This is a genomic window from Magnetococcales bacterium (assembly GCA_015231925.1).
In the GTDB taxonomy this organism is placed as follows: Bacteria; Pseudomonadota; Magnetococcia; order Magnetococcales; family JADGAQ01; genus JADGAQ01.
Window position 1 is genome coordinate 18137 of sequence record JADGAQ010000028.1, and the last position, 12301, is coordinate 30437.

General features: G+C 62.0%; 14 protein-coding genes and 1 tRNA gene. 13 read left to right on the plus strand and 2 right to left on the minus strand.

Annotated elements, in window-relative coordinates; all coding sequences use genetic code 11:
* The first annotated feature begins 69 nt into the window (after nt 1-69).
* Nucleotides 70-1050, plus strand: coding sequence for a malate dehydrogenase (locus HQL56_05285; protein ID MBF0308923.1), 981 nt, complete (start codon nt 70-72; stop codon nt 1048-1050).
* A gap of 13 nt (nt 1051-1063) precedes the next feature.
* A complete protein-coding gene (locus tag HQL56_05290) occupies nt 1064-2260 on the plus strand; it encodes a cofactor-independent phosphoglycerate mutase (protein ID MBF0308924.1) in 1197 nt (398 codons plus the stop codon).
* Between the two features lie 190 nt (nt 2261-2450).
* Here the strand turns inward: HQL56_05290 and rpmB are convergent, their stop codons facing one another.
* Entirely contained in the window at nt 2451-2741 is a 291-nt protein-coding gene (gene rpmB / locus HQL56_05295; protein ID MBF0308925.1) for a 50S ribosomal protein L28, read from the minus strand.
* A 139-nt stretch (nt 2742-2880) separates the two neighbouring features.
* Between rpmB and HQL56_05300 the strand changes: the two genes are divergently transcribed.
* The 9 genes from HQL56_05300 (at nt 2881) to ychF (ending at nt 10183) form a co-directional block, all read left to right on the plus strand.
* Complete coding sequence (locus HQL56_05300) at nt 2881-3087, plus strand: hypothetical protein (protein ID MBF0308926.1); 207 nt, start codon at nt 2881-2883, stop codon at nt 3085-3087.
* 182 nt (nt 3088-3269) lie between these two features.
* Nucleotides 3270-5033: a tetratricopeptide repeat protein gene (locus tag HQL56_05305; protein MBF0308927.1), complete on the plus strand. Its 1764-nt coding sequence runs from the start codon at nt 3270-3272 to the stop codon at nt 5031-5033.
* Nucleotides 5030-5797 carry a hypothetical protein gene (locus tag HQL56_05310; GenBank protein ID MBF0308928.1) on the plus strand — a complete coding sequence of 256 codons (768 nt, stop codon included), beginning with the start codon at nt 5030-5032 and terminating at the stop codon, nt 5795-5797. Before HQL56_05305 ends, HQL56_05310 begins: the two co-directional genes overlap by 4 nt.
* A complete protein-coding gene (gene ispE / locus HQL56_05315) occupies nt 5794-6708 on the plus strand; it encodes a 4-(cytidine 5'-diphospho)-2-C-methyl-D-erythritol kinase (protein MBF0308929.1) in 915 nt (304 codons plus the stop codon). Before HQL56_05310 ends, ispE begins: the two co-directional genes overlap by 4 nt.
* 11 nt (nt 6709-6719) lie before the next feature.
* A tRNA-Gln gene (locus tag HQL56_05320) sits at nt 6720-6794 on the plus strand.
* Between the two features lie 24 nt (nt 6795-6818).
* On the plus strand, nt 6819-7757 hold the full coding sequence (locus HQL56_05325) for a ribose-phosphate pyrophosphokinase (protein MBF0308930.1): 939 nt from the start codon (nt 6819-6821) through the stop codon (nt 7755-7757).
* A gap of 90 nt (nt 7758-7847) precedes the next feature.
* On the plus strand, nt 7848-8441 hold the full coding sequence (locus tag HQL56_05330) for a 50S ribosomal protein L25/general stress protein Ctc (protein MBF0308931.1): 594 nt from the start codon (nt 7848-7850) through the stop codon (nt 8439-8441).
* 12 nt (nt 8442-8453) lie between these two features.
* Nucleotides 8454-9023, plus strand: coding sequence for an aminoacyl-tRNA hydrolase (locus HQL56_05335; GenBank protein MBF0308932.1), 570 nt, complete (start codon nt 8454-8456; stop codon nt 9021-9023).
* Between the two features lie 50 nt (nt 9024-9073).
* Nucleotides 9074-10183, plus strand: coding sequence for a redox-regulated ATPase YchF (gene ychF, locus HQL56_05340; GenBank protein MBF0308933.1), 1110 nt, complete (start codon nt 9074-9076; stop codon nt 10181-10183).
* Here the strand turns inward: ychF and HQL56_05345 are convergent, their stop codons facing one another.
* Nucleotides 10184-11143 (minus strand): homoserine kinase, encoded by a 960-nt coding sequence (locus tag HQL56_05345; GenBank protein ID MBF0308934.1) that lies wholly within the window; start codon nt 11141-11143, stop codon nt 10184-10186.
* A 104-nt stretch (nt 11144-11247) separates the two neighbouring features.
* Between HQL56_05345 and HQL56_05350 the strand changes: the two genes are divergently transcribed.
* Nucleotides 11248-11877, plus strand: a complete 630-nt coding sequence (locus HQL56_05350) for a UbiX family flavin prenyltransferase (GenBank protein MBF0308935.1) — start codon at nt 11248-11250, stop codon at nt 11875-11877.
* A 31-nt stretch (nt 11878-11908) separates the two neighbouring features.
* Nucleotides 11909-12301: U32 family peptidase (locus HQL56_05355; GenBank protein ID MBF0308936.1), on the plus strand; the 393-nt coding region annotated here is incomplete at its 3' end.

Genomic DNA, 12301 nt, shown 5'->3' on the forward strand with positions numbered 1-12301 from the left:
CTGGTAAAGCTACTTTCTTGATGTTGCAACCTGTTAATGGCGGTTTTCCTTTTGGGGGGAGTTGAGACGATGGCGAGACCGATTCGAGTGGCGGTGACGGGAGCGGCGGGAAACATCAGCTACAGCCTGTTGTTTCGGATTGCCGCCGGGGATGTGTTCGGCAAGGATCGCCCCGTGCAGTTGCGCTTGTTGGAGATTCCCGCCGCCATGAAGGTGCTGGAAGGCGTGGTCATGGAATTGGATGACTGCGGCTTCGCCACACTGCAGTCGGTGGTGGTCACCGACAAACCGACGGAAGCCTTCGACGGGGTCAACTGCGCCCTGCTGGTGGGTTCCAAGCCCCGCTCTCCGGGCATGCAGCGTTCTGATCTCATTCGTGAAAACGGGCCCATCTTCGTGGGGCAGGGCAAGGCGTTGGATCGTGCTGCGGAAGACGTGCGCATTCTGGTGGTGGGCAACCCCTGCAACACCAACTGCCTGATCGCCATGAGCAACAGCATGGTGCCCCAGGATCGGTTTACCGCCATGATGGCCCTCGACCACAACCGCGCCACCAGCATGCTGGCCCACAAGGCCCATGTCCCGGTCGCCGCCGTTTCCCATGTGACCATCTGGGGCAACCATTCCAACAACCAGTACCCCGACTTTGAAAACGCCTTGATCAACGACCGTCCCGTCACCGAAGTGATCGCTGACGAGCAGTGGCTGCGGGAAGATTTCGTCAAGGCGGTGCAGGAACGGGGTGCGGAAATTCTCAAGGTGCGTGGCGGGTCGAGTGCGGCCTCGGCGGCCAATGCGGCCATCGACGCGGCCAAATTCTTCAATGAGGCGACCCCCGACAATCAGTGGTATTCCATCGCCGTGCGCTCCGACGGGCAGTACGGGGTGGACAAGGGGCTGATCTTCGGCTATCCCGTGCGTTACGATGGAAAGGGCTCCTGGGAAGTGGTCGAAGGCCTGAATATGAGCGACTGGGCCAAGGGCAAGTTCCAGAAGGTTCTGGATGAGTTGCGGCAGGAGAGGGAAGTCGTCAAGGATCTCTTGCAGTAGGTGGGAGTTCGGCATGAAGTTCGCGGTGTTTCTGGGTGATGGCATGAGCGACCTTCCGATGGTGGAACTGGAAGGTCGCACCCCCTTGATGGTGGCCAGGACGCCCCATTTGGACCGTATGGTATCCAAAGGGATAGGGGGTTGGTCGCGCAACACTCCGGAGGGCTACTATCCGGGTAGTGATGTAGCCAATCTGGGGGTGTTGGGTTACGACGTGCGAGGAACCTATTCCGGGCGAAGTCCCCTGGAGGCCACGGCCATGGGGGTGGAACTGGGACCTTCGGATGTGGCTTTTCGCTGTAATCTGGTGACCCTGTCGGCGGATGGCATCCTCATGGAGGACTTCTCCGCCGGGCACATCTCCAACGAGGAGAGCGTGCTGTTGATGCAGAGCCTCAACGAACTTTTCGCCGATTCGGGTTTTCGTTTTTACCCCGGCGTGGGCTATCGCAACCTGGCGGTCTGGTCGGGTGGCGGGGATCTGCTGCAGTGTACCCCGCCCCACGACATTTCCGGTCAGCCGATTGCGGCGTATCTGCCGCAAGGAATGGACGCCGCCTTGCCGCTCCAGTTGATGGTGCGCTCCCGCGAGTTGCTCCGGGAGCATCCCGTCAACCGGCAGCGGGTGGCTCAGGGGAAGAAGCCGGCCAGCAGCATCTGGTTGTGGGGACATGGTAAACGTCCCCGATTGGCCTCGTTCCACAGCAAGTTCGGTCTGAGCGGCGGCATGATCTCCGCGGTGGATCTCATGCGGGGCATCGCCCTGAACATCGGCTTCGAGGTCTATAACGTTCCGGGTGCCACCGGCTGGATCGACACCAACTACGAAGGCAAGGCCAGTACCTGTATTCGCGGGCTGAAGGAGCATGACATACTCTTCGTTCATGTGGAGGCCCCCGACGAAGCGGGCCATGCCGGGCGACTGGACTACAAGATCCAGGCTATCGAGGATTTCGACGCCCGCGTCGTCGGTCCGGTGATGGCCTATCTGGAGGAACAGGGCTCGTTTCGGGCGCTGGCGTTGCCGGATCATCCGACGCCGGTGGCCTTGCGCACCCATAATCGGGATCCGGTGCCCTTTGCCATGGTGGGAACGGGCATCGAGCCGGACGACAACCACCGCTACGACGAGGAGCTGCTGCGTCGGGGCAGTCGCTCTTTCGATCCCGGATTTCACATGATGTCGGCGTTTCTTGCGGAGAAGGGGTGATTCGGTTTTTAACCGACTATTGCGGGGGGCCGGGGACCATCAGGGTCTCCGGAGGGGCTGGGGACGGAAGTTCCCGACAGCCCTGTCTTTGACTGATTGATAGTCAGGGCAATGAGCCATCCCGCCGGGAAACACAAAAAGCCCGACTCCCCAGGAAGTCGGGCTTTTTCTTCGCCTTGGCGAGAAACGATCAGGCGCTGGGCGCGACGCGGGCGCTGATTTGGTCACGCACCCGGCGCATGGGCATGCCCAGACTGGCGGGGTCCGCAGCCAGGAGGAAGCTGTCCAGCCCTCCGGCGCGATCCAGGGTGCGCAGGGTCTCGACCGTGATGGTCATGCGGAAAGACCGGCCCAGGGATTGGCTGTAGAGGGTTTTGGTCTGGATATTGGGCAACCACGCCCGCTTGGTCTTGCGGTGCGAATGGGAAACGTTGTTGCCGATCAGGGGGGGCTTGCCACCGAGTGTGAGTTTCCTGGCCACGATTCCATCTCCGTCCGGACCGGATGCCCCGATCCTGTCAGCTGAAAGCAATGAAAGACAGCCGCGAATAATATATAATCCCTGTGCAAGGTGCAAGGAGGCATTCACGGGTGGGACGACGACAAAGGGGGAAGTGGCAATGGGTGGCGAAATCGATGTAACCAAGAGTATGGCACAGCTTTTGCGCGAGCATCCCCATCTGGGAAAAATTCTCGCGGAAAAGGGTATCGATTGCGGTTCCTGTCTGGCCTCGCAAGTGGATACCCTGCAGGATGTGGTGCGCCGCTATCAGCTGGATCTGGGCCTGGTGATACGTCGTCTGCGGGAGTCGGGCCGGACGGGATAACGCCCGGATCGGGGTCCGGCAGGTTTATCAATATACGAAGAGACCTTGGGAAAATTTTGCCAGTGGCGTTATCATGGGTCGCACTGGATGAAAAACCCGTTTTCCGACGGTGGACGTTTTTTTCGGAAGGGAAGGTACGATTGGTCATGGGCGGTGGTGGCAGAGGTCTGGTTCGCTGGATCGTGTTGTTTTCCTTGGTCTTGATGGCCAATGGCTGTTCTCTGCCCTTTCCGACCGGAGAGGCGAGCGGTCGTGGAGGGGGGGCTGCGGCCCGCAATGCCCTGCCGGACGGCACGGAGGAACTCCTGATCGGCTCCGGAGAGAGCGCCGCCTCGGCGGCGGCCCGCAAGGAGATGGACGCCTTTCACAATTTCCTCATGGGCCAGGTGCTGGTGCAGGACGAACAATGGCTCCAGGCGGAACAGGCTTTCGAGAAAGCCGCCAAAGCGGATCCCCAGGGTAAGGAATCCCGCATCTGGGTGATCAATCTGGCCTTTCAGCGCGGAGATCTGAAGAAGTCGGTGCTGTACGCCCGCGAGGTGTTGGCCATCGATCCGAATCTGGCTTCCATCCGCCTGATCCTGGCCAGCATTCTGATGGCGCTCAAGGAGGACGCGGAAGCGGCCAGCCATTTCGAAACATTGCTGAAAAGCGATGCGGACAACATGCAGGTGCGCCTGCAGCTCTCCCAGTTGTACGGCCGCATGAAGCAGCCCGAAAAGGTGCGGGAGGTGCTTTCCCCGCTGCTGAACAATCCCGAGCAGGCCTGGAAGGGGCAATTGGCCCTGGGACGCGCCATCGCCGGCGGCGGCGATGTGGAAGGCTCCATCGAGTACTTCCGCAAGGCCATGGAGATGGCCCCCGATCAGTTGGAACCGGTTCTGGCTCTGGGGGGGATCCACCAGGTGCTGGGGCGGGACGCGGAGGCGGAGAATGTCTTCCGCACCTATCTCGCCTCCCACCCCGAAGACGAGCGCATGCACAGTCGTTTGGGAAAACTTCTGCTGAAAATGGAGAATGTCAGCGGCGCACTGGAAGAGTTCCGCACCTTGAGCCGTCTCTTCCCTTCGAACGTTCAGCCCCGGCTCAATGCCTTCGTCATCCTCTACAATCAGGAAAAATTCGAGGAAGCGCTGCAGGAGCTGCGTCTGGCCGAAGCCGTGGAGACGGACAATCCGGGCATTCGCTTTTTCATCGGCCAGACCCTGGCGGTGATGGGGCGTTCCGAGGAGGCGGCCAAGGCCTTCATCGACGTTCCGGAGAGCAGCCCCTACTTCAAGGATGCCCAGTTCCGACTCGCCTTCATCGAGGGCTCACGCAAGGACTTTCCAAGTGCCATCAAACGGTTGCAGCAGCTTTTGCAGATGGAGGCCGGGCGGGTCGAGTACCTGCTGCTGCTGAACAACTACCAGTTGCAGACGGAAGATTTCCCGGGGGTGCTGGAGAGTTCCGCCGCAGGCCTCGCGGCGGACGGGCAGAAGGATCAGTTCCGTTTCAATCGCGCCATGGCCCTGGAAAAGCTGAATCGTTGGCCCGAGGCGGAACAGGATTTGATGGAGTATCTCAAGCGCAATCCGGCGGATCCCACGGTCCTCAATTTTCTGGGCTATTCCTGGGCGGACCGGGGTATCAACCTGGAAGCGGCGTTGACCATGCTCAAAAAGGCCCTGGAATTGTCCCCGGGGGATGGTTTCATCACCGACAGCGTGGGTTGGGTACTCTTTCGCCTGCATCGGCTGGAGGAGAGCCTGGGGTACATGCGGGAGGCGGTGCGCCTGTTGCCCAACGATGCGGTGGTGGTGGAGCATCTGGGCGATGTGCTGCAGGCCCTGGGCCATACGGAAGAGGCGCGCAGCGTCTGGGAGAAATCCCTCCAGCTCAAGGGCGATAACGAAGCCTTGCGTCGCAAGCTTCAGGAGACCGCACCCGCCGGAAACAAGCCATGAGGCTGTGGGTCTGGGTGGGCTTGTTGCTGCTGGCAGGGTGCGCCTCCCTGCCGGAAAAGACACCGCCGGTCGATGAGGGATTGTTGCGCACCCGCTATGAGGAGGACCAGAGGCAACGACGCGAGGAGGTGCTTTCCTGGGAGGTGGGAGGCATCCTCGATCTGGAGAGCGAAGAGACCGGGGAGCGGCGCGTGCGTATCACCTCCTCCGGGGTTTGGGGACAGTGGGGGCGCATGGAGGTGATCGGTCCCTTTCAGCAGTTGATGCGCGTAGTGACCTTCGATGCCACGCGGTTGACCTTGTTGGATCCCCCCGGAAAGAGGGGCGTGATGCAGACCCCTTCGGCCCGGGGCTTGGCCTCCTTGACCGGCATCGCCGTGGATCCGTTCCGTTTTCAGGATCTGCTGCTGGCGGGAGGGGGAGCGCTGCAGACCCTGAACGGCCAGGAGGGCGAGTGGTTGAGCCGGGACGGGGAGCATCTGGTGCTGGACGGGGTGACGGGGCGGATCCTGTCGCGTCGCGGGGCCACCTCGGGCAGTGAACCTTACCGGGTGGACTACCTCTGGCCGGAGGTTTCGCGGAAACCGGGCGTGGTGTTGCCGGATCGCTTGACCATCACCTGGGGCAAGGCCAACCGCCTGAAGGTGCGTTTCGCCAATTGGCAAACCGACGCTTCGCCGCGAACGCCGCCGGTGCCGGCAACCATCACGGTGCCGGACGATTTTCGTGCCGATCCCTCCTCTCTCGCGGACCAGGACTCATGAACCGGGATGGGGCGACGTTGCGCATCGCGGCTCCGGCCAAGGTCAATCTGGGTTTGCGGGTGGTGGGGCGTCGCGCCGACGGCTACCACCTGTTGCGCTCGGTGATGACCCTGCTGGATTGGGGGGACGAGCTGCACATCGAGCCGCTGCCAACCCCGGAGCTGCATCTGACTTGTGAACCCGAGGTGACTCTGCGGGTGGAGGAGAATCTGGTCTGGCGGGCGGCGGAGCGGCTTCGCCACCGCTGCGCCATCTCCCGGGGAGCCCGCATCCATCTGATCAAACGGACGCCGACGGCGGCGGGGTTGGGGGGGGGCTCCTCCGATGCGGCCTCCACCCTGCTGGCGTTGAACCACCTTTGGCAGTGTGGTCTTTCCCTGAACGAACTCCGGGAGGTGGGGCTCGCCCTGGGGGCGGACGTGCCCTTTTTCGTCGCGGGGGAGAGCGCCCTGGCCCAGGGTATCGGGGAGATCCTGCGTCCGGTTTCCCTGGACCATCCCCTGCATCTGGTGCTGGCCAATCCCGGCAAACCCCTGGCCACGGCCCTTGTGTTTAAAACGTATGGTGCGCAATTGACAAGCCGCCATCACCCCGCTAACATTCCGGGGCTTGATCAGAGCGAGGAGGTGGCGCTCCTCGACTGGCGCAACGATCTGGAAGCGACAGCCCGGAGTCTCCTGCCGGAGATGGACGAGGTGTTTCGCTGTCTGGCCGATTGCCAGCCTGCGCAGGTGCGCATGAGCGGCAGCGGTCCGACGGTCTACGGCGTTTTCGCCCGCTCCGACCTGGCGCAGGCCGCAGCTGAAGTTTTGAAGGGCCGTCATCCCGCGTGGTGGGTGCGGCAAACGGATACCCTGTCCAGACATCCCTTCCATCTGCAGCACGGTCTTCCCCGGCTGTCGGAGATTTGATCGGTTTTTATTGGGCCGTCGCCAAGCGGTAAGGCATCGGATTTTGATTCCGACACTCCCAGGTTCGAATCCTGGCGGCCCAGCCAATCCTCACGGAAATGTCAATGGCCATACAAAAAATGAAGATCTTTTCAGGAACCGCCAATCCGGAGTTGGGGCGGCGCATCGCCGATTACCTGATGGTTCCCCTGGGTAACGCCACGGTGCAACGCTTCGCCGATGGCGAGATCTTCATCCAGATCGACGAGAACGTGCGCGGCAAGGATGTCTTCGTGGTGCAGCCCACCTCCCGTCCCGCCAACGATCATCTCATGGAGCTGTTGATCATGGTGGATGCCTTGCGTCGGGCTTCCGCCGGACGCATCACCACAGTGATTCCCTATTACGGATATGCCCGTCAGGACCGCAAGGAGGCCGGACGCACCCCGATCACCGCCAAACTGGTGGCCGATCTGTTGGATGCCGGTGGCGTGCAGCGGGTGCTGACCATGGACCTCCATGCCGGACAGATTCAGGGTTTTTTCAATATGCCGGTGGACAATCTCTACGCCTCTCCGGTTCTGCTGGAAGCCATTCGCCAGCGCGGCGTGCGGGACGGGGTGGTCATCTCCCCCGATGTGGGCGGTGTGGTGCGGGCGCGTTCCTACGCCAAGCGGCTCAACATGGACCTGGCCATCATCGACAAACGTCGCCCCGCCCCCAACATGGCCGAGGTGCATCACATCATCGGTGAGGTGGACGGCAAGGATTGCATCATCGTCGACGACATGGTCGATACCGCGGGCACCTTGACCAAAGCGGCGGATGCCCTGATGGAACGGGGGGCCTCCTCGGTCATCGCGGTGTGTACCCATGGGGTGCTTTCGGGACCGGCGGTGGAGCGTATCGAAAAATCGGTGCTGAAAGAGTTGTTGATCACCGACACCATTCGGGTCGCCGAATCGGTTCTGGCCAGCAACAAGATCCATCGTTTCACGGTCTCCAATCTGCTCGGGGAGGCCATCCGCCGCATCTGCGACGAAGAGAGCGTCAGCTCCCTCTTTGTCTGAAGGTCTTTTTGGGAAAGAGCGCTGCCTTCGACACCCCTGGAGGTCGAGGTTGGCTTTTTCCGTTTTTGCTCAACCTGTTGGAGAATGATCATGGCAACGATTCAAGCGACTGTCCGGAGCGGGACCGGCAAGGGGGTGGCCCGTAAACTGCGTGTGGTGGGTAAGCTGCCCGCAGTGATGTATGGAGCGGGTCAACCCGTGCTGAACCTCACTCTGGAAGCCAAAGAGTGGAAGAGCGTCTTCTTCAAGGAGGGTTCCGGTCTGCGCACCCATCCCCAGACCCTGCAGATCGAGGGGGTCGGGCGCGTGCTGGCCCTGATGCGGGACTTCCAGGTCCATCCCGTGACCGGGGTCTTCGAGCATGTCGATTTTCTGCGTTTCGATCCCAACCGTCGGGCCGAGGTCATGGTGCCGGTGGTGATCCTGGACGAGGCGATTTGCCCCGGTGTCAAGCGGGGAGGCATGGTTCAGGTCGTGGCCCACGAACTGGAGGTGCATTGTCTGGCCGGGCAGATTCCGGATCAGATCGAAATCTCCGTCAAGGATCTCGACATCGGCGATTCCATCCACATTCAGGATGTGAAGCTGCCCGAAGGTGCCGAAGTTCCCTCGGAAGACAACTTCACCATCGTGGCGGTGGTGGGTGTCAAGTCCGAGGAGAGCGGTGAAGAGGAATCCGCGTAAGGTCGATGCCCGGTGTATCTTCTGGTGGGATTGGGCAATCACGGGGCGCAGTATCGCGCCACGCGCCACAATCTCGGCTGGGATGTCGTGGAGCGGCTGGCCGAGGCCTGTCAGGCAGGCCAAGCGGCCAGCCGCTTTCACGGTTATTTCGCCGAGGCGCGGTGGCAGGGGGAAAAGCTCTTTTTCCTCTGGCCGACCACCTACATGAACCTCTCCGGGGAGTCGGTACGGGCGGTCATGCAGTTTTTCAAGCTGGATGTCTCCCGGTTGTTCGTTTTTCATGATGATCTGGATCTGCCACTGGCCAAGGTTCGCCTGAAAGTGGGCGGGGGCAATGCGGGTCACAATGGTCTCAAATCGATTCAGCAGCACCTGGGAACGGCGGATTTCGCCCGCATTCGTCTGGGAATCGGGCGACCGGTCGGCAAGATGGAGGTGTCGGACTTCGTGCTGGCACCTTTCACCCCACCGGAACGAGAGCTTCTCGGCCCTCTCCTGACCCGCGTGCCGGAGGTGCTGCCCGCCATTCTGGCCCGGGATTTCGCCACGGCCATGAATCGGCTCTCTTTGCCGCCAGTCTGACCCGGTGGTCGCTGGTTTCCCCAGAGGATTTTCCTTTCGCAGGTGAAGCCATGTCCTTGCAATGCGGAATCGTCGGGCTGCCCAATGTCGGCAAGTCCACCCTGTTCAATGCGCTGACCATGGCGGGCGCCGCCATGGCCAACTATCCTTTCTGCACCATCGAGCCGAATGTGGGCATGGTAGCGGTTCCGGACCCCCGTCTGGACCGGCTGGCCGCCATCGTCAAGCCCGCACAGGTGGTGCCCGCCACCATGCAGTTCACCGATATCGCCGGACTGGTCAAGGGGGCCAGCCGGGGCGAAGGTCTGGGCAACCAGTTTCTGGGCCACATCCGGGCGGTGGATGCCATCGCCCATGTGCTGCGCTGTTTCGAAGACGATGATATCGTCCACGTCCACAACCGGGTCGATGCCCGGGCGGACCAGGAGGTCATCGATACAGAGTTGATGCTGGCCGATCTGGCGGCCATGGAAAAACGCCTGGATGTCACGGTCAAGCGCTCCCGAACCGGCGACAAGGAGGCCGCTTTGAAGGCCCCGGTCTGGGAACGGGTGGCCAAGTCCCTCTCCGACGGCATTCCCGTGCGGCGCATGGGTCTGGGGCTGGAAGAACAGGGGGCCATTCGGGAGCTTTTTCTGTTGACGGCCAAACCGGTCATCTATGTGTGCAACGTCAACGAGAAGGAGTTGGGCGCGGCCTTGAAGGAAGGGGCCCATCCCCAGGTGGAGGCCGCGAAGGAGCTGGCCCGTTCCGAAGGCGCCGAAGTGGTGGTGCTTTGCGGTGCGCTGGAGGCGGAACTGGCGGAGCTGGGCGGCGAGGAGCGCATCGCCTTCCTGCAGGATGTGGGACTGAGCGAGGCCGGGCTGGACCGGCTCATCCACCAGGCCTATCGTCTGTTGAAACTGCAAACCTACTTCACCGCCGGACCCAAGGAGGTGCGGGCCTGGACCGTGCGTCAGGGCGCCACCGCCCTGGAGGCGGCTGGGGTCATCCACACCGATTTCATGAAGGGCTTCATCCGGGCCGAGGTCATCGCCTATCAGGACTATGTGGACCTCAAAGGGGAGCAGGCCTGCAAAGAGAAGGGCCGTCACCGCCTGGAAGGCCGGGATTACCTGGTGCAGGACGGGGATGTGATGCACTTCCGCTTCAATGTCTGATCAGGGCAACCCGGCGGTGATATCTTCGGTGCGGTGAATCATCAGTCGTTTGAGAAAGGCTTCAGGGGGTTTGAGGCTCTGGTTGGCGGCGCGGGGAAAGTAGCGCGCTTCCAGCCGGGTGGTGAGAAAACGCAGGCAGGAGGCTCGCAGGGCATTGCGCAACAGCAGGCGCTCCATGTCCGACGGCTCGCGGTGGGCGCGGTATCCGGCCCACAGGGCCTGCACCCGTTCATTATCGAAACGGGCCTCGGTTTCCTGAAAACACCAGGCGTTGATGGCCGTGGCCAGGTCCAGCAGGAAGCGTTCGTGACAGGCGTAATGGAAGTCGATCAGTCCTGTCAGGGCGTCTCCCTGAAACAGGGTGTTGTCGGGAAAGAGATCGGCGTGGCACAGGCCTGTGGGTAATGACTCGAAATAGAAGCCGCGCCCGGCGTTTTCGAACTCCTCTTCGAGGCAACGCATCAGGTCGGGATCGTCCTCTTGCAGCCGGGGTTGCAGCCGGGCCACCTTGGCCAGCAGAACCGACATCGACATGGGGTTGTCGCGCCGCGGGGTGAATCCGGCGCTGCTCCGATGCATCCGGGCCATGACGGCCCCGCCCTGGTGGCATTGCGCCGCATTGGGAACCAGGGGGGAGCTGCCGGGCAGTTCGTTGGCCAGCAGGGTCTCTTTGCCCTTCAATCGATGCTGGCAATTGCCGGAGCGATTGGCCACCGGCACCGGCACCGGCAGACCGGCCCGCCCCAAATGGGCCTGCAACGCCAGGAGATAGGGGAGATCGGTCTCCGGACCGCTGCTTTCGATCAGGGTGAGGATATAGCCCCCTTGGGTGGTTTGCAGCCGGTAGTTGGAGTTGACGATGCCCTGAGCGATGCCTTCGAGCCGCAGGCACTCCCCGATATCGAACTCTTGCAGAAAACGCTGCACATCCTGGGTGAGGAGCTGGGTATAGACGGCCACGCCGGAACCTGTTGCTGGAGGGGTGTGGTGGAACCTCCCGAACGGTGGAGGATCTTATATTTAGCAGAGAGTCTGTCGGGCAGCGAGCGAAAAAGGAAGGAATCATGGCCGGAGGCTCGGGGGAACAGGATGGCGCGATTGCCGTGGCATTGACCGGAGCTTCCGGAGCCGCCTACGGTTTGCGCCTCATCGAGGTGCTGGCCGCCCAGGGTTGCCGGGTGGAGCTGATGGTTTCGGCGGCGGCACAGGTGGTTCTGGCCGAGGAGTGCGACCTGCCCGTCGGGGAGCTGTCTGCGGCGGAGCAGTTGGCCCCCTGGCTGGCGGACAAGGGGCCGCGCATCCGGATGCATGCCCTGCGGGACTGGCACTCGCCGCTGGCTTCCGGCTCTTCCGGCGTTTCGGCCATGGTCATCTGCCCCTGTTCCATGGGTACACTGGCCGCCGTGGCCCACGGCCTGTCGGACAACCTGATCGAACGGGCCGCCGACTGCATGCTGAAAGAGCGTCGTCCGCTGATTCTGGTGCCTCGGGAGACGCCATTCTCTTCCATCCATCTCGAAAATATGCTTAAGCTAAGTCAATCCGGCGCCGTGGTGCTGCCTGCGGCTCCCGGCTTCTATCATCGACCGGCCTCGGTTGCCCAACTGGTCGATTTCATCGTGGGCCGCATTCTCGATCATCTGGGCCGTCGCCACGATTTGTCTCTCCGCTGGGGAGAGCCGAGCCAAAGATGATCTCTCTTTTCTCCGATGGGGGGAGGTGGGTATGGCCAAGGTGGAAGTGCTGGCTCCGGCCGGCAATCTGCCATCCCTGAAGGCGGCGGTGGATAACGGGGCCGATGCGGTCTATTTCGGTTTCGGCAATGCCACCAATGCCCGCAATTTCGAAGGGCTCAACTTTTCCCTTCAGGATGCAAAAGACGGTTTGGCCTATGCCCACCGCAAAGGGGTCAAGGCCAACGTGGTGCTGAATACCTATCCCGAGGCCCGCAATCCGGAACTCTGGTATCAGACGGTGGACCTGGCCGCCAAGCTGAAGGCGGACGCCATCATCCTGGCCAATCTCGCCCTGGTGCAGTATGCCCACGAGCGCCATCCGCAACTGCCGATCCATCTCTCGGTGCAGGCCTCGGCCAGCAACTACGAAGCCATCAACTTC